13 protein-coding genes are annotated in these 17,977 nt (G+C 39.1%); 12 read left to right on the forward strand and 1 reads right to left on the reverse strand.

Translation table 11 applies throughout. The features are described 5' to 3' along the window. Positions 1-285 precede the first annotated feature (285 nt). From CVD28_RS07460 to CVD28_RS07475, 4 genes are all read left to right on the forward strand, one after another. The gene (locus CVD28_RS07460) at positions 286-1,635 is read left to right on the forward strand and encodes a cytosine permease (protein ID WP_101591752.1); all 1,350 of its coding nucleotides are present in this window, start codon (positions 286-288) and stop codon (positions 1,633-1,635) included. 2 nt (positions 1,636-1,637) lie between these two features. Continuing rightward, positions 1,638-2,453: a nitrilase-related carbon-nitrogen hydrolase gene (locus tag CVD28_RS07465; RefSeq protein ID WP_101591753.1), complete on the forward strand. Its 816-nt coding sequence runs from the start codon at positions 1,638-1,640 to the stop codon at positions 2,451-2,453. A gap of 309 nt (positions 2,454-2,762) precedes the next feature. Further along, positions 2,763-4,169: a DUF2157 domain-containing protein gene (locus CVD28_RS07470; protein WP_101591754.1), complete on the forward strand. Its 1,407-nt coding sequence runs from the start codon at positions 2,763-2,765 to the stop codon at positions 4,167-4,169. Then, positions 4,156-4,710, forward strand: a complete 555-nt coding sequence (locus CVD28_RS07475; protein WP_101591755.1) for a GDYXXLXY domain-containing protein — start codon at positions 4,156-4,158, stop codon at positions 4,708-4,710. Before CVD28_RS07470 ends, CVD28_RS07475 begins: the two co-directional genes overlap by 14 nt. Positions 4,711-5,091: 381 nt before the next feature. Here CVD28_RS07475 and CVD28_RS07480 read toward each other — a convergent pair whose 3' ends face one another. Then, a complete protein-coding gene (locus tag CVD28_RS07480; protein WP_101591756.1) occupies positions 5,092-5,634 on the reverse strand; it encodes a peroxiredoxin in 543 nt (180 codons plus the stop codon). A gap of 289 nt (positions 5,635-5,923) precedes the next feature. On the opposite strand from CVD28_RS07480, the gene CVD28_RS07485 reads away from it, so the two are divergent. From CVD28_RS07485 to CVD28_RS07520, 8 genes are all read left to right on the forward strand, one after another. Beyond that, on the forward strand, positions 5,924-6,178 hold the full coding sequence (locus tag CVD28_RS07485; RefSeq protein WP_101591757.1) for a DUF2188 domain-containing protein: 255 nt from the start codon (positions 5,924-5,926) through the stop codon (positions 6,176-6,178). A 463-nt stretch (positions 6,179-6,641) separates the two neighbouring features. After that, positions 6,642-8,258 carry a GGDEF domain-containing response regulator gene (locus CVD28_RS07490; RefSeq protein ID WP_101591758.1) on the forward strand — a complete coding sequence of 539 codons (1,617 nt, stop codon included), beginning with the start codon at positions 6,642-6,644 and terminating at the stop codon, positions 8,256-8,258. Positions 8,259-8,263: 5 nt separating this feature from the next. Further along, positions 8,264-9,298 (forward strand): HEAT repeat domain-containing protein, encoded by a 1,035-nt coding sequence (locus tag CVD28_RS07495; protein ID WP_101591759.1) that lies wholly within the window; start codon positions 8,264-8,266, stop codon positions 9,296-9,298. A gap of 4 nt (positions 9,299-9,302) precedes the next feature. Continuing rightward, on the forward strand, positions 9,303-10,718 hold the full coding sequence (locus tag CVD28_RS07500) for a glycosyltransferase family 2 protein (RefSeq protein ID WP_101591760.1): 1,416 nt from the start codon (positions 9,303-9,305) through the stop codon (positions 10,716-10,718). Next, a complete protein-coding gene (locus CVD28_RS07505) occupies positions 10,715-13,978 on the forward strand; it encodes a hypothetical protein (protein WP_101591761.1) in 3,264 nt (1,087 codons plus the stop codon). The genes CVD28_RS07500 and CVD28_RS07505 overlap by 4 nt, the downstream gene beginning before the upstream one ends. Further along, the gene (locus tag CVD28_RS07510; protein ID WP_101591762.1) at positions 13,950-14,318 is read left to right on the forward strand and encodes a response regulator transcription factor; all 369 of its coding nucleotides are present in this window, start codon (positions 13,950-13,952) and stop codon (positions 14,316-14,318) included. Before CVD28_RS07505 ends, CVD28_RS07510 begins: the two co-directional genes overlap by 29 nt. Next, positions 14,308-17,208 (forward strand): ATP-binding protein, encoded by a 2,901-nt coding sequence (locus CVD28_RS07515; RefSeq protein ID WP_101591763.1) that lies wholly within the window; start codon positions 14,308-14,310, stop codon positions 17,206-17,208. Before CVD28_RS07510 ends, CVD28_RS07515 begins: the two co-directional genes overlap by 11 nt. A gap of 205 nt (positions 17,209-17,413) precedes the next feature. Then, positions 17,414-17,848 carry a general stress protein gene (locus tag CVD28_RS07520; RefSeq protein WP_101591764.1) on the forward strand — a complete coding sequence of 145 codons (435 nt, stop codon included), beginning with the start codon at positions 17,414-17,416 and terminating at the stop codon, positions 17,846-17,848. Positions 17,849-17,977 lie beyond the last annotated feature (129 nt).

The raw sequence follows: 17,977 nt of genomic DNA on the forward strand, positions 1-17,977 counted from the left end.
TCACCCCCTCCTACTCGATTAAAATCCATTCGCAATTTGTTGTCTTGTTTAAGACCTTTACATTCTCAGATTGTATAACATGGAAGTTTTTGTACTAAGAGCACAATATATACTGATGAATTTTGGTGTGTGGGGACATTGTTGAGTTCAGCAATTAACGATAAAATTTATTTAAATATTTTTTATTTTCCAACTTTTTTGATTATTGATCAGCCTTAAGCTGAATGGTGGTGGAATGTAAATTAAGTTTAACAATTTTGATGAAATGGAGAGGTGAGGGATTAAATGGCAGAAGGCAAGAGCAAAGATCTATTTGAAGATTACAGCGTGAAGTCCGTTCCTCAAGAGGAGACAAAGAATTGGTTATCAATGGGGCTTATTTGGGCAGGGGTTGGTATTAGTCTGGGCCTTTTATTAACAGGAGGAACAATTGGAAATGGTTTGACATTGGGGCAGGCAAGTATAGCTGCACTGATTGGAGGAGGGGTTCTAGCCTTAATTACTATATTAGTGGGAATAATAGGTGCAAAAACAAATCTTTCCACAGCGATGATCAGCCGCTTTACTTTTGGAAATAGGGCAATAATTATAATCGCATTAGTACAAGCTTTAGGTTCTTATGGCTGGTTTGCGGTGCAATTAGGCCTTTTTGGTAAAACCTCCTCAACCTCCTGGGAAATGGCTACAGGATTAGGGGGGAGCACAGTGTTATTTACGATTATTGGCGGTATTTGTATGGTTTTTACCGCCATGATTGGTTACAAAGCACTTGACTTCCTAAGTAAACTGGCTGTTCCACTACTGCTTCTATTAATGGGAGCTTCAGTGTGGAAAATACTTGAAAATCACAGTTTTTCAGACATTATGTCACTTAAAGGAACCGGGGAGCCAATTACAATAGGTATGGGAATATCAATGGTTATTAGTTCATTCATTGTAGGGGCCGTAGTAGCGCCCGATGTCTCCCGCTATGCAAAGTCTCCAAAGGATACAATAGGGGCTGCCATCTTAGCGTTTGTGATTGTAGTGCCGATTGTAATGGTAGTCGGAGCTTTAATGGCACAAATTGCTGAAACATGGGATATTGTTGATATTATGCTGCGCTTGGGCTGGGGAGCAGCTGCTCTTGTTGTTCTTTTGCTTGCACAATGGACATCTAACGATAATAACCTTTACTGCTCAGCACTTGGTTTTTCAGTGGTATTTACAAAATTGAAAAAATGGCAGTTAACTGTTATTTCTGGAATATTAGGTATTATTCTTGCTGTTCTTGGGATATATGACAACTTTGTATCATGGTTAATGGTTTTAGGAGTCCTGATTCCGCCTATGGGTGGTGTTATTGCAACTGACTACTATTTATTTAACAAACAGCATTACTTTACTTCTAATCTTGATAGACTCATAAATATTCGGACAGTTCCTGTTGTTGCCTGGATTATCGGATCTATTGTTTCATTTGTAACAAATTCTGCTATTTTCACTATTACAACGGTCCCTGCATTTGATGGGTTTCTGGTGGCTGCAATTGTGCACTTCGGTGTAACAAAGTTTAGTTCTGGTGACTCAAAAATGTTTGCAAAACCTGCTCATAACATAGTTGAAGCAGAAATGAACAAATCAATGGAGGGGTAATTTTGAGAAGAGTTATTTTATCGCTTGTACAATTCGAAAGCAAATTAATGGATATTTCCGCAAACATTGAAAAAGCCCTCGCTTTTATTAAAGATGCATCACAGCAGCAAGCCGATTTAATTGTTTTTCCTGAGCTGTTTACCACAGGTTATAATCTTGATCTAATTGGCAATAAATATTTTGACCTGGCAGAAGATATAAATGGACCTGTGATTAGAACGTTGTTACAGGCTGCCAAACAGTTCAACATAAACATTGTCGCCCCAATAGCCTTTAAGACCCCTGTACCTGGGATTATCTATAATAGTGCTTTAGTAATAAGCCGCCAAGGAGAGTTTGTCGGGAAATACGACAAAACCCATTTGTGGGCCAAAGAGAACGTCTTTTTCCGAGAAGGAATGGAACTGCCCGTATTTAATTTAGATTTCGGAACATTAGGTCTTATGATTTGTTATGACGGTGGTTTTCCGGAAGTGAGCCGTTCCCTTGCCCTACAAGGAGCGGAAATCATACTTTGTCCTTCTGCGTTCCCCATACAGGACAAAGATTTATGGGAAATTTATTTTCAATCCCGTTCACTAGAAAACGCATGTTTCGTCGGAGGAATTAACAGGGTTGGCCACGAATCTGAGCTCCATATGTTTGGCAACAATCGACTGTATAATCCAAGGGGAAAAGAATTGGTGATCGGAAATGTGGATAAAGAGGAAATGCAGGTCATTGAAATTGATTTGGAAGATGTTGTGGAATACCGAAAACAAATTCCCTACTTAAAAGACTTAAAGCCTGATCTTTATGTAAAACACTATCCTAAATGATATCCGGCAGATTCTATAAGAAAATGTAATTGTGTGCAGATAATAACAATATAAAAGGCAGGTTAATGATTTATTTTTCAATTCGCATCGTACTTTTATTCAATTTAGCAGCACATTATTTCATCTATTGGATTTCAATTAATCCAGTAATTTGAAATAATGTGCTTGTTTTTGTTCATCAATAGTAACGATAAAAAACCTTTGGAAATAAAATAAGTAAAAGGGTATATATTCATGTTAGAATAAACGTAGTTTGGGATAAAATTGGTAACTTTACTAAGGGAAAGGCACTGAATTAGGAGGCATTTTATGAAACGTCTCGTTTTATTATCGCAATATGAGTTTCTAAAAAGAGAGTTCGAATATTTAGAGCAAATTGGCCGGATTGGGCCAGGGAAAAGTTTGGAACTAATTCAATGCTATGAGATTAAACAGGCAGAAATCGAAAAGAAGGCTCCGGTTAGTTTGAACTTTGTTCAAATCCTTTTGATTATCGGGGCCGCGTTAATCGGGTTAGGGATTTTGAGTTTTGTGGCGAGCAATTGGAAAGGGCTGACTGAATTTGAGAAGTTCGCCATTTTGCTGCTCGGCTTAATTGCTGCTTATGTAAGCGCCTGGCTGTTTGAAGAGAAAAAGCCCGGGGTTTCTAAGGTTTTGTATTACATTGGTGTTTTTGCATATGGAGGAGAAATTTTCTATGTCGGACAGATGTTTCACCTTGGCGGGGAAGTCGGAAATGCCTTATTGGCTTGGGCGATTGGAACTCTCCCGTTAGCTTTTTATTTAAAGGATAAAGTTCTTTATATTTTTGGTTTTGGACTACTGTATTTGGGTCTTGAAGCGAAATTCCTGTTAGATGAAAGCCCGTCCTATATGATTTTGCTTTTGCTGCCCATCCTTTTTGCAGCAGGACATTTCCTGATGAACCGGAACAGAATCTTGCTGTATGTTAACTTTGCCTTGCTGTATCAGTTCATTGAAGCTAAATTTATGTTTACTGAAGGAGGGGCATCATATGTTATGGTGGCCGTTATCCCGCTTTTCTTCGCCATGTGGCATTACTTCTTAAAGAAAAATAACTTCATTCTTATCGCTAATTTTTTCCTGTTGTATCAATTCATTGAGATGAAATTCGCGGTCGAAATAGCCGAAGGAACGAAGTATAACTTTCCAATAGTTCTGACTGTACTGATCCCAATCCTGTATTTTATCGGGCATCAGTGGATGAATAAATCAATTCCGTTATTTGCGGCCAATTTTGTGCTAACGCTGCAATGGATTATTATAACGATGATGTATTTTGATGTGGATGTCGTTGGTTATTACTTATTAGTACTCTTTGTGATTGGCATGGTGATATCCCATTTACAACACCCGGATTACCAATCTATTTTGAAGATTTTTGGATTTTCCATTCAGTTCAGTACCGGTATCATCCTGACAATTCCTTATGTTTGGAGCAACTTAGTAACAGATGTCCCGATTTGGCTTATTTTCGGGATTTTATATTCGATATATATTCTGTTTCTTGTGTACCGTCAGTATTTAATGGGTGTCATCATGTTTAGTATTTTAATACTAAGGTTCTACGTCGACATTTCCCTTGTTTTTATGAATAAATCCATTGCCTTTTTCATTGGAGGACTATTACTGATCACACTGGGATTTTGGATTGAAAAAACGAGGAGAGGGGATAAAAAGAATGAAAAGCTTTAGGAAGCCGAAGCCTTTATTCCTGATTTCCCTCTTTATTCCGGTTGCCGTGCTGACAGTGATGCTTGTAAAGCCTCTAGATACAATACGGAATGGGGCGGACATCACTCTTGCAACAATTCCTGTCGATCCTCGAGATCTCTTTTATGGTGATTATGTTATTTTAGATCTGGAAATCGAGCGAGTGGATGCCGATTTACTGGAAAAGGATTTAAGGCAAAAAGTTGAGGAAAATAAATTTACTGAAATTCCATCCGTATATGTATCATTAGAGAAAAAGAAAAATGGCATTTATCAGGCTGCAAATGTTTCTCAACAAAAGCCTGACGGAATTTATATGAAGGGGAAAATGTCTCCCTATATCGAAAAGTGGGATGAAAGCCAGAATCCTTTCGTGATGATAGAGTATGGAATCGACCGTTTTTATGTAGAAGAGGGAACCGGGCTGGAGCTAGAAAAACAAGCCAGCAAGGGGAAAGTTCTTGTTAACGCAAAAAACAAAGAGGGTTATTCAATCTTAACAGGGATTCAAGCAATGGAATAATAGCATTAACTCCTGCGGCAGCGGGGGTTATTTTTTTGGTGCAAACGGGGAATCCTGCAGCAAGATTATTAAGGTTTGTCTAAAAATCACGCAAAAGGGGTTCGGAATGAGACCATTCCAAACCCCTTTTGTCGACAATCTGAGAAGATTCTTCTTTTTGACTAAATAACAACGCATAACATTTTAAACAAGTACAAATGTCCAGCTCCAGCGCCCAGCCCCTCGAGGTCGCCAATCGCTTCGGAAGGCAAAATGCGACTTCTGTCAGCGCTTGTCTTATGCTTGTCGGAGGTCCACAGGACGTGGGTCAGAACGGCGTTGCCACAGGACGTGGCGACTTTAGCCGTTCTTCCTCTGACCAGGGCGCTTTCGCTTTTAAATTTAAAACTCTTGTTCTATTGTTTTCTCACCCAATGTCCAATCCATCGGGCACATGCCGCCTGATTGTAAAGCTTGAAGTACCCGAACAGTTTCTGCAGCACTTCTTCCGACATTTCCATTGGTCATTGCAGCATATTGTATGACTCCATCAGGATTAATTATGTATAAAGCGCGATGAGCAGCTCCTGTATTTTGGTCTAATACATCATAGGCTTGGGTTACTTCCTTTTTATAATCAGATGCCAGTGTAAGATCGATTGCACCTATTGCATTTGGATGGTCTGCCTTTAGCCAGGCTCTGTGTGTGAAAATACTGTCTGTACTAATTGCGAGCACATCTGTATTCAGGTTTTCAAATTCAGGTAAGTAACTATTCATTACTCTAATTTCAGTTGGACAAACAATTGAAAAATCATATGGATAAAAGAAAAGAATTAACCATTTGCCTTTATAATTATCAAGCGTTGAAGGTATAGGCAAGCTGGAGTATGAAGACACAGTATCCACTTTAAAATCCGGTGCGATAGTTCCGATGTTTAACATTTGTGTTTTGCTCCTTATTTAGTAATTATGAACTAGGTTATTTTACCTAATAATTTGGAGAATATCAAAAATTAAGGCTTTTTCTAACGTGGAAATAGAAAAAACAATGCAAGTCATTCAAGGCATTAGTTTGGAATTGCGCAGGAAGATTAGCTGCTGGAATCTTTAATCTTTTATTTTTTCGTCCTGACCTTCGCTGTATTTGAATAATGTTTTCGTGCCATTTGAGCGGGTAATGTAATGGTGTTCAGAAAGATATGAATATATTTACTTAACAGGAGGTTTTACCATGACAAAAAACAATAGCGAGCGCGATCAATATTTTAAAGACCGGGCAGGAACTGACGAAGCCAGATTCCATGTTGTCCCGCATGATGAGGAAGGCTGGGCTGTCAAAACAGAGGGCGAAAATAAGCCTGACTATACTTCGGGTTCAAAGTCTGAAGCTGTAAAAGAAGCCAAGCGAATGGCGGAGGAAGCAGGGACAATGGCGATCATTCACGATGAAGACGGAAAAATTGAAGAGCAGCATAATTATCAGTAATACGGGAAAAACAGCCCTGGGAAAGCGTAACTGCTGCTCTGGGCTGTTTTATTTTGATAGTTGCCATTTCAAATTTTAATGCAATAATTTCTGCTTTTTTATAAAGATGTGAGATTAAAAGTTTTCATGTGTGGGTATTTAGTATTAAAACTGATTAGGAGAAATAGTTACCAAAGAATTCTATACATGAATTCGGGGTTAAGAGTAACATATTTTAAAAACTTCCCAAAAGCCTGCATACTCATATAAATAACCGTAACCATTACTCTTCACCAATCACTTCATATCTATAACAAAACATATATTATTACTCCTCCAGCATTGAAAATATTGGCCTTGTTTGAGGATTGTAATTTATCCCATATAGCTTATAATCTATGTATTATACTCAAGCTGTCTGATTTACAAAACCGGCCGAGTACATTTCAATGGCCGGTTTTTTATGAGTTTTCCGGAGGTATTTATGAATTTTGAAAAATATAAAAATCATTTAATAAAAAAAATTAAGGATCAGCTGGAATCCTGGTTTGATGAGAATAAAAACACAAATATACCCGCATCGGAAATTTATCGTTTTTTACATTCCATTAAAGGAACTTCTGGAACATTAGAACTCGGAGGTCTGTACCAGCTTTCTGAAATCTTACTAGGCCAGCTGGATGAAAACAGTACAAAGATATGGGTAAAAGAAGATCTGCGAAATTTTTTATTCGATTTAATAGCATTTACCTATCAATATGAGCATTTTCAGGATGAAATAAAACTCTCGGAACAATCGGGAAACACTTCTGGACCTTTGATTCTAATTATAGATGATGATGTGTCTATGCTCATATTGCTAAAGGATATATTGGAGGAACAGGGCTGGATGGTAATAGCCAGCAATGATCCGATAAAGGCAACTGCCCAATATTTTGAAATGCAACCAGATTGCTTAATCATTGATATTAATTTACCAAGTAAAGATGGTTTTCAAATTCTGGAGGACGTTAACAAGCATAATGAACGGCATTATATTCCTAAGCTGATGATTAGCAGCCAGTCGGACAGAGACTCACGGATAAGAGCATATAACATGGGGGCGGATGATTTCATGTTAAAGCCCGTTGATATCGAAGAGTTCACAGTTAGGGTGAGAAGACATCTGCTGAGAAAGCAGCTATTTGATCAGTCCTTATTAATCGATGAGCTGACACAGGTCTTTAATAGAAGATTTCTGAATCAAAGCCTACCTAGAATGTTTGAAGGCATTAAACGCAACAATTCTGTCTTTACAATAGCCATGCTGGATATCGACCATTTCAAAAAAGTAAATGATACATACGGCCATTTGACTGGAGACAAAATCCTAATCGAGTTTGCTTCTTTTTTGAAATCAGAACTTAGGTCAACTGATATGGTCTTTAGATATGGCGGAGAGGAATTCACCGTTCTCTTTCCGCATACCTCCTCCGTGGAAGTGAAGAAGACGCTCGAAAATTTAATTGCTTCTTTTTCAGAAAAAGAATTTAAAGCAAACGGCGCTTCTTTTACCCTTACTTTCTCGGCTGGAATTTATACAGTTAATGATATTACCAGTTCACCAGAGGAAGCATTGAAGATTGCTGACCAGTCACTGTATGAGGCAAAGCAAAATGGGAGAGCGAGAGCAGTCGTTTCCAGAGTGCTTACGGAAACGTCCAAGAAGGTTATGTGCATTTCTGTTATCGACGATGATGTGATCATACGTTCCATGCTGCTTCGCATGCTGCAAACTGTCCAAACTGAAGATATTGAATTAGATATAGCGGTCTATGAGAATGGCCAGAAATTTTTCGAATCCAACCGTATTGAAGAGAGTGATGATCACTTTGTTGTTATCGATGGAGTAATGCCGATAATGGATGGCTTGGAAGTTCTGCAAAAATTAAAACAGACAGAAAGCAAAGATAAGCGGATATCCGCGCTTATGTTAACAGGGCGGAAGAATGAACGAGATATTGCCAGGGCTTTAAAGCTGGGCGCTGATGATTATGTAACAAAGCCATTTAGCATATTGGAACTCCAGGCACGAATAGAACGCTTGCTTAAAAGGGCTTAGAATAAATGAAAAACGAACTGTTGTTATTAAGTGCACTTACACTGGCTCTTGTTGGCCTGATATCAATACTCTTTCTCTACCTGGTTACACGGAAGCTGGCGGAAAACCATAAAAGAAAGAAGATTGAACATTGGAAAAGCAGATTTCAGGCCCCAGTCCTTTCCTATTTATTTGACGGAACTCTTTTAAGGGAAATGACTGTTAACACCGATGAGAAAAGAATTGCTATAGAAGAACTCTTAAGCGGTTTAGCTGATGTACTTGAAGATGAGAAGGGGAATGCCCGGCTTAACGCCTATGCAGATAAACATTTAAAGACTTATTATCGGAAACAATTGTCAAGCAGGAAGTGGAGCAGACGTATGAACGCCATGTACCATATTGAAAAAATCAGGCTGACATCCCTATCCGGTGATTTAGAACGGTTATTTTTAAGAAAGCGTTCTTCTAAAGAAGAGCGCGTCCAATGTCTCAGGGTATTGGCGTTGTTTCAGCATAAAAAAGTCTTGGATTATTTGATTGAAATTGCTTATCTGCTCTCTGAAACAGAGATCAGGCAAATTATCCAGAGGTATGATCAGCCTTTATTTGATCAGGCTATCCTTAGCTTCCATAACGCAGATGTGAAGATGCAAAATGTATTGCTGGATGTCATTGCCCTTCAAAAACAATTTAAGTATAAGACCTTTGTTGAATCGGTTTATGAATTGTATTCGGGTGAATTGCGAATAAGGGCTTTAAAAGCGATATCGGAACTTGGGTACATTGAAGATATAAATAAATATATTGGACTAGCCGAATCAGGTAAATGGGAGGAAAGAATGCTTGCTGCCAAGCTCATTGGCATCTTTAAAGACAGCGATTACACTCCTTGTCTAATCAAACTGCTGAGAGATAACAATTGGTGGGTCCGATCCAAAGCAGCAGAAGCGCTTATGAATCTTCGGGGTGGAAGAAGGGTTTTGGAAGAAGTGTATAAAAACGACCATGACAGATTTGCCAGGGAAATGGCATGGGAATGGCTGAACAAAGGGGTTTAGTGTCATGAATTTTTCAATTGCCATTTTGCTTGCAGGTGAACTGTTTGGCTGGTTTATAGCAATTTATATGGTTGTAGTGATCAGTTTTTATTCTATAACAATGTTTATTTCCATGATTCAGCTGAGACGGGAATACCAGCTGAAAACAGAGCTGACATATGCTGATTACGAGGATGATATATTTAGCAAACCTGTTTCCATTCTTGTACCTGCCTACAATGAAGAAGCCGGTATTGTCCAAAGCGTCCGCTCGCTTCTGAGTATTAATTATCCGCAGTTTGAAGTGGTTGTAATTAATGATGGGTCAAAGGACAGAACCCTTAATATGATGATAGAACACTATCAGATGGAGGAGATTAGCAAGGTAGTTAGGGTTGAGGTATTTTCCCAGCCTGTAAAAAAAATCTATCAATCAAAGCTGCTCCCGCATCTATTTTTAATTGATAAAGAAAATGGCGGTAAGGCAGATGCTTTAAATGCCGGCCTTAACTTCGCCAACTATCCATATTTTTGCTCGCTCGATGGAGATTCCATTCTTGAGAGGGATGCGTTTTTGAAGGTAATGAAGCCTATCTTTGAATCCAATGGTGAAGTTATTGTTTCGAGTGGAAGCGTAAGAATAGCGAACGGCTGTGATATTCAAAGCGGTAATGTTCTTTCTGTAGGCCTTGCTGATAAACCGCTTGTTATCATGCAGACGATTGAATATTTGAGGGCCTTCTTAATAGGACGCATCGGTTTAAGCCGTCATAATTTGCTTTTAATAGTTTCGGGAGCCTTCGGGGTATTCTCGAAGCAATGGGTTCTTGATGCAGGAGGCTACAAAGCAGACACTTTAGGCGAAGATATGGAACTGGTAGTCAGGCTTCACCGATTAATAAAGCAAAGGAAAGCAAAAAAGAAAATTGTATATGTTCCTGATCCTGTATGCTGGACTGAAGTTCCTGAAGAAATGAAATATTTAAGGAAGCAAAGAAGAAGATGGCAGCAGGGTTTGTTTGAAAGCCTTTGGACCCATCGCAGTTTAACATTTAATAAAAAGTATGGAACAATTGGTTTTATTTCCTTTCCCTACTATTGGATTATTGAATTTTTTGGTCCAATTATCGAATTCTCCGGATATTTATACCTTTTCTTTTCGCTATTTTTTGGCGGTGTTTATTTGGAATTTGCGATATTAATATTTTTATTGTCCTGCTTGTACGGCTCTGTTTTTTCCATGGCTTCCGTGTTATTGGAGGAGTGGAGTTTGCGGAAATATCCAAAGGTATCTGACATTGCTAAACTGTTCCTTTACTCTCTTACAGAAACACTCTGGTACCGGCCATTAACCATTATCTGGAGAATGGAAGGAGTTTTTAATGTTCTCAGAGGCAACCATAGCTGGGGAGAAATGAAACGGAAAGGTGTATCTAAATGAGAATTAAGCAGCCATTGTATTTCGTGATGTTTATTGCATTTATTATTGCCTTTGTCAGCAGTCCATTTTGGCTATGGCTTCTAAAGCCGGAGAAGGAGTTAAATGTATTAATATTTGATAAAACAGTCCCTGATGATTCATTTCGGGAACATAAGGGCCTTACATGGATACTAAATAACGAAAAGTATAAAAAAGATAATCAGACCTATTCAATCAGGGATTATATTGGTTTCAATCATGATGGAAAGAAGAATTATCAAACTAGCCGGCTGCAGAAAAAGCTCGAGGATTCTGATCTTATCTATTTAGCAGATCAATATGGTGTAAGTAAAGAGGAGCCTTATAGCACCAATAAAAGCCAGGAGGAGACTTTTCATGGAGGACTAGAGGAGAAAGACGTTGAAGCAATCGAGAAAAGTCTTCGCTCTAATGGCGGTACGCTAATCGCCGAATTCAATACTTTTGCCAGTCCAACTGGAGAAAAGCCAAAGGAACAGATGTCCAATCTTTTAAATGTCGATTGGACAGGCTGGACAGGCAGATTCTTTACAGACTTTTCTTCAAGTGAGGTTCCTGGTTGGGTCCGGAATAATTACCTGATGCAGTATGGTAAAAAGTGGGAGTTGGAAGGCCGGGGCTTGGTCCTGTCGAATGAACAGGGAGGCCTAATTGTTTTTCAGGAAAAAGAATTATCCGGAAACGGACCGGAATTCAAACTGACGAAAGAAGGACGGGACACGCTTGACCGAAATATTAAAACCACATATTCTTATTGGTTTGATATTATTGAACCCCGAAATAAAAGCGAGATATTTGCAGAGTATTCACTGCCTCTAACGAAAGCGGGCAAGGATAAACTGGCAGCATACGGGCTGTCAGAAACCTTTCCTGCAATTATTCATCATCAAAATGCTTCATATAACAGCTTTTATTTTGCGGGTGATTTTGCAGATGAGAAGGAAGTACCGGAAATATATCAAACTTCTGGTCTATCTGCATGGAAAAGGACAGTTGGAGCAAAGGACTCTTTTTTTTGGACTGGATACGTTCCTTTGATGAATGGCATTTTGGATAAAGGGTTAAATCGAACTGTCAAACCCGCAAAAATTGAGGTAGCTGAGCAATCAGGCGTTAATTTTAACAGCAAAACAGGTGAAAATTATATTCAAGTGAAGAAAAATGGCAGTTGGGAAGATCTGCTTATTAAAGGGGTAAATATGGGGATTGCCAAACCCGGATTCTTTCCGGGGGAAACATCAATAACCCGGGAGGAATACTTGAGGTGGTTTGGTTATATCGGCGCCATGAATGCCAATGCTATCCGAGTATATACCCTGCACCCGCCTGAATTTTATCAGGCTCTGTATGAATATAATCAGCAAGCCAAAGAGCCCCTCTATTTATTCCATGGTATTTGGGCTGAAGAAGAGATGATGCTGGAAAAACAAAACATGTACACAAAAGAAGTAAGTGCCAGTTTTAAAGAAAATCTGCGTCATATCATAGATTCAGTTCATGGCAATGCAAATATACCGGAAAGAACAGGGAATGCGTCAGGTGAATATCGCTATGACGTATCCAAGTACGTTCTTGGTTATGTTTTGGGAATTGAGTGGGATCCTGGTGTTGTTGATGAAACAAACAAGAGAAACAAGTCAGTTTCTCAGCACAACGGTACTTATTTCTATACGGAAAATGCATCTCCTTTCGAAATATGGCTGTCACAGATGATGGAGTATGCAGCCGTTTATGAGGAAAAAAAGTATAACTGGCAGCATAGCATGTCATTTACAAATTGGGTAACAACTGATATGCTCACCCATCCTGCGGAACCATCTCAAACAGAGGATATGGCAGTGGTGAATCCTAATCATGTAAAAAAGAAAAACAGCTATCATGCAGGACTGTTTGCATCGTATCATATTTATCCATATTATCCGGATTTCCTAAATTATGAGGAGAAATACTTGAATTACAAGGATAAAAGCGGCAAGAAAAATAGTTATGCAGGATACCTTCATGACTTGAGGAAGGAGCATAGCATGCCTGTCATTGTCGCAGAGTTTGGAGTTCCAGCTTCCCGAGGCCTGACCCACGTCAATCCTCAGGGCTTGAATCAGGGAAAGCATTCAGAGAAAGCGCAGGGAAAAATAGATTCCTATCTCTATCAATCAATCCTGGACGAGAAATATGGTGGCGGCCTTCTCTTTTCATGGCAGGATGAATGGTTTAAAAGAACCTGGAACACAATGGATTTTGATAATCCAGACAGGCGCCCTTTTTGGTCCAATATTCAAACGAATGAGCAGCGGTTTGGACTGCTGGCATTTGATTCAAAAGACTCTATTCTGCTTGATGGCGAGACGGCGGACTGGCAGCTTAAAAGATCAAAGCCGCTATACAGCTCCGCTGAAAAAAAATCCTTCCTGAAAAGCATGTACGCAGAGTCTGATTATGAAGGGCTATATATGAGAATTGAATTAAATAGAGCCTTTAATAAGGATGAGGATCAGATCCAGCTCGTATTTGACACCATCCCCGGACAGGGACAGAATATGTTGAGCGTAAAAGATGGGATAAATGTAAATGGCTTAGAGGGAACTGATTTCCTTGCTGAAATTTCAAATGAGGATAACTCTAGAATTATGGTGGACAGCTATTATGACAGTTTTTACTTTCAATATGCAAATCTGTTAAAAATGATACCGCATGAAGAGTATGCATCACGTAAAAATAATGGGATATTTCATCCCATACGTTTAGCTTTGAATAAAGAGCTGACAATTCCTTCAAAAAAGCAGACCGTTCCGTTTCAATCCTTTGAAACTGGAAAGTTAATGTGGGGCAATGGAAATCCTGGCAGCCAACATTATGATTCATTAACCGATATAAGCATTGCCGAAAATAAAAAAACACTTGAAATAAGGATTCCATGGCAGCTCCTTAATGTAAAGGATCCAAGCCTGAAAGAAGTAATAGGTGATTTGTGGAAAAAGGGTCTGACTCATGGTGAAACAATTAATGGTATTAAAATAGGCGCTATCGGCTATGAAGGTAAAAATGGCTCTCTTTCTTCATTTCCTGAGTCTAGTGGCAATTCATTGCCAATGAAAAAAGCTGCTGTGTTTACTTGGAATGAGTGGAATGAACCAAGCTACCAAGAGCGTTTGAAACCGTCTTACTATATCATGAAAGATACTTACAAAAAGCTTCGATTAAAGGGGAATAAGCATGAAGAAAATACTGCTGGCGGAAGATGAAGAGGTATTGCGGATGCTGATAGTAGATACACTTGAAGATGGAGACTTTGAAGTGGATGAAGCAGCCGATGGACAGGAAGCTTTAGATCTGGTTGATCAGAATGACTATGATTTAATCATACTTGATTATATGATGCCTATTTTTACCGGTCTTGAAGTGATAGAAAAGATTCGAAACAATCCTGATAAACGGAATGCCAAAATAATGATGTTAAGTGCTAAAAGCCAGCAGTATGAGCAGGCTGGCATTTTAGAGGCCGGAGCAGATTATTTTATTGCTAAACCTTTTAGCCCGATGAAACTCCTGGAAAAGATTGAGGAAATAGTAGATGAACATTAAAGAATACATTAAGAGGAGCCTTACCCGGCAGGTCATCTTTTTAATGGGAATCTTTTTCTTAATATTTTTAATTGGTTCCAGCGTATTTTTTTACACTCAGCAAAGGATCAATGACATATTTATCAAAGAACGGAATCTGATTGCCAAAAAGGAATCGCTTATATCACAAATATATAACGGCTACGATACTGCCTTTATGGATATGAGAGGCTATATTGCTTTCAACAACGAGGATTTAAGAGACAATGCCATTGAGCAAGCTGAAAGCATCAGGAAGGCGACAACTAAATTTGCACATAAAGCAACAACTGAGAAAGAAAAGCTGCTAATCCTCTCGATTGAGGCATTTACAGATGAATACTTTTCTGAGAATATTCCAAAAGTGATAGGATATGTTGAAAACGGCAACCTTGAGGCAGTTAGGGTTTTTGCTAACAGCGAGGCAACGAAAAAGGTTTCAGATATCAGAAATAAGCTGTGGGATTACTCTAAAAGCCTTCAGGAAAAGCGAGATCAAAAGGCAGAAGATCTTGCCAGGAACCAAAACAATTTACAGCTGTACTTTATATGTTTTTTGGCCCTGTTTCTGATTATTTTATTCAGGGTGATGAGGGTATTCTTGCGGGATATCGGCCGGCCGCTTTCTGATTTGGCATTTGCAGCTAATGAAGTAGCCGCTGGACGAGAGGGTTTTATTGAGGAATTGAAGCGCCGTGACGAACTGGGTGCTTTATCGATCGCTTTTAAGAAGATGTTATATAGCATTCAGGATAAAGAACAAAATTTGCTTGCCCAAAACGAAGAGCTTACTGCACAGCAGGATGAATTGCAGGCGCAGCAGGAAACCCTGGAAGAGACACTGGAGATATTAAGGGAAAACGAACAGATGCTGACCCGCAGGAATGAACTGATAAACGGTATTTCAAACACATTAAATCGTTCAGAACTCCTTGGTAGTATAGTAAAGAATATGTGCCGGATTATCGGCGCAGATAAAGGGATTGTTTTTTTACTGGCTGAACAAGTGAATGCTTCTTATGGAATCTCTGGTAAGGGAATTGAACTTTTTATTGAACATCTTGAAAACGGTATTACCGAAAAACTAGTTTCTGAAAAGAAACCCTTTTATATCAGACGGGAACAAACCAAAATGGAAGCCGGTTTCCATGACAATATTCAGTACATTTATGACGTGTATATACCAATATTGTCTTCATCAGGAGAGGTTGTTGCGATCATGGCGTTCAGCAGATTTTCTTCTCCTTTTACGCAAAAGGAAACGGCTGAATATGGTCTGCTTGCTAAACAGATTGCGATTTCTCTTGAAAAAATTGAACTTTATGAACAAACAGAAAGCAGCAGAAGGCTAAACCAGGATATCATCAATACTATACATGAAGGAATACAGCTGATTGACAATCAGGGTTCAATTGTACAAATCAATAAGCAGCTTATCGAGATGTTTGATGAACTCAAAATAATTGAAAATCCTGATTCGCTTACATGGCAGGAATGGACTACCCTTATGGCAAGGGAAATTGAGGATGAATCATTTTTAGCCTTGTTGACCCGTGCGGCAAATTGCTCAGGAACGTCTACTAAAGAAGAGCAATCATTCATCTACAAAAACAAGTCCAGAAACAGGGTATTCAATATTTATTGTGAAAATTTATTTAAAGGTGAAAAAAAGCTAGGAACGATCCTCGTGCATCGGGACATTACAAAGGAATACGAGGTTGATCAAATGAAATCTGAATTTGTAAGCACCGTCAGCCATGAGCTTCGCACACCGCTTGCAAGTGTCCTCGGTTTTACTGAGCTAATGTTAAACAAGGAGCTTAAGCCCGAACGGCAAAAGAAATACCTGCAAACGATTTATCATGAAGGAAAACGGCTAACATCACTAATCAATGACTTTTTGGATGTCCAAAGGATGGAGGCAGGAAAGCAAACATATGAAAAGAAGGACATTGATCTTGTACGAATACTCGAGAAAGTTATCGAAAATCAGCAAATCAATTCTTCTGAACATAAGATTACTTTAGTAAATTCTGCTTCACACCCTTTTGTCCTCGGAGACAGGATGAAACTGGAGCAGGTGTTTATGAACTTAATCAACAATTCTATTAAATACAGCCCGGACGGCGGTAATATAAAAGTCGTTATTTATGATAAAGATGAATCAATACTTGTCGATGTAAGAGATGAAGGCTTGGGGATACCTCAAGAATCCATACCGAAACTGTTCCGAAAATTCTACCGGGTAGACAACTCAGATCGGAGGAAAATTGGCGGAACAGGACTAGGGTTGGCGATCGTTCAAGAGATTGTACGGGGCCATGGCGGTGAGATAACGGTTACTTCGGAATTTGGAAAAGGAAGTATCTTTACAGTCACATTTCCTAAGATTGAACAATTAGAGCCTGAAATTGATGAGCAAGATAGCTCTGCCCAAGAGGGTAGAGAATCAAGCTATACGGTTGTTGTCATTGAAGATGACCAAAGTCTGGCTGAATTGATTAATCATGAGCTATTGGACAGCGGCTTTCAGGTAAGTTATTTTAAAAGAGGGACTGATGCTTTACAGGCTATGAAACTAAACACTCCTGATGCAGTCGTACTTGATATCATGCTTGAGGAGGATGCAGTCGACGGCTGGGCAATCATGGAAATGATAAAAGAAAGCCAGTCACTGATGAATGTCCCAATTTTTGTCTCAACGGCTTTGGATGAAAGAGAAAAAGGATTCTCCCTTGGAGCAAAGGACTATCTTATCAAGCCTTATAATCCTGCAAAGCTGTCAAAAGTGATCATGCAGACACTGATCAGCAACGGGAAAAAAGGCCAAATCCTTATTCCGCAAACAGACGGAAAGCAGGATCAGCTATAGCTATTGAATTATCACCCCTAGTGTACAGCAGCGCGTGCTCTGGCAGCTGGGGGTTTTTATTTCGAAAGCCTTATACATACAGTGTTAAGATTTTTAGCTCTTAGACGCCACAGCATATTAAAATTGGACCGAAATGTTTTCCATGATTGAAGGCTTTATATAAGGGTATTTAATTAGTACAACATAATAAAGGAGATTATTCATCATGGAAAAACAAGTAATCGGTATTTATGAAAACAAAGAACAGGCAAAGACAGCTGTAGAGAATTTACAGAGTAAAGGCTACAATCTTGATAACATCTCAATTGTTGCAAAAAATATAGATGGATTGGGACCGGCGGCTGACAAAGCAGAGACTAAAGAGAAGGATGGGGTAATTGCCGGGGCAGCTGTAGGCGGAGCAGTCGGAATCGCAGGTTTTCTTGTAGGGATGAGTGCATTGGCAGTCCCGGGAATCGGCCCTATTATAGCAGCAGGCCCAATCTTTTCTACAATAAGCGGTGCTGTAGCCGGCCTGACAGCTAATAATGGGGGAGGATTACGCAGGGCCTTGCAGGAGCAAGGATTAGATGAAAAAGAAGCTCGCCGATATGAAGAGGATGTTAAAAAAGGAAGAATACTAATATTCGCAACGGAATAGTGCATAAATAAATGAAATCAATATCAGTCTTGATAGTTTTTACAAGATAAAGAGTACTAAGCTAACGAAGAGCCAACAGGATGTTGGCTCTTTAATATAATTACAGAAAGTTGTTACATTAATTAAAAA

Origin of the sequence: Bacillus sp. M6-12, assembly GCF_002860285.1 — a bacterium.
Classification (GTDB): Bacteria; Bacillota; Bacilli; order Bacillales; family DSM-1321; genus Peribacillus.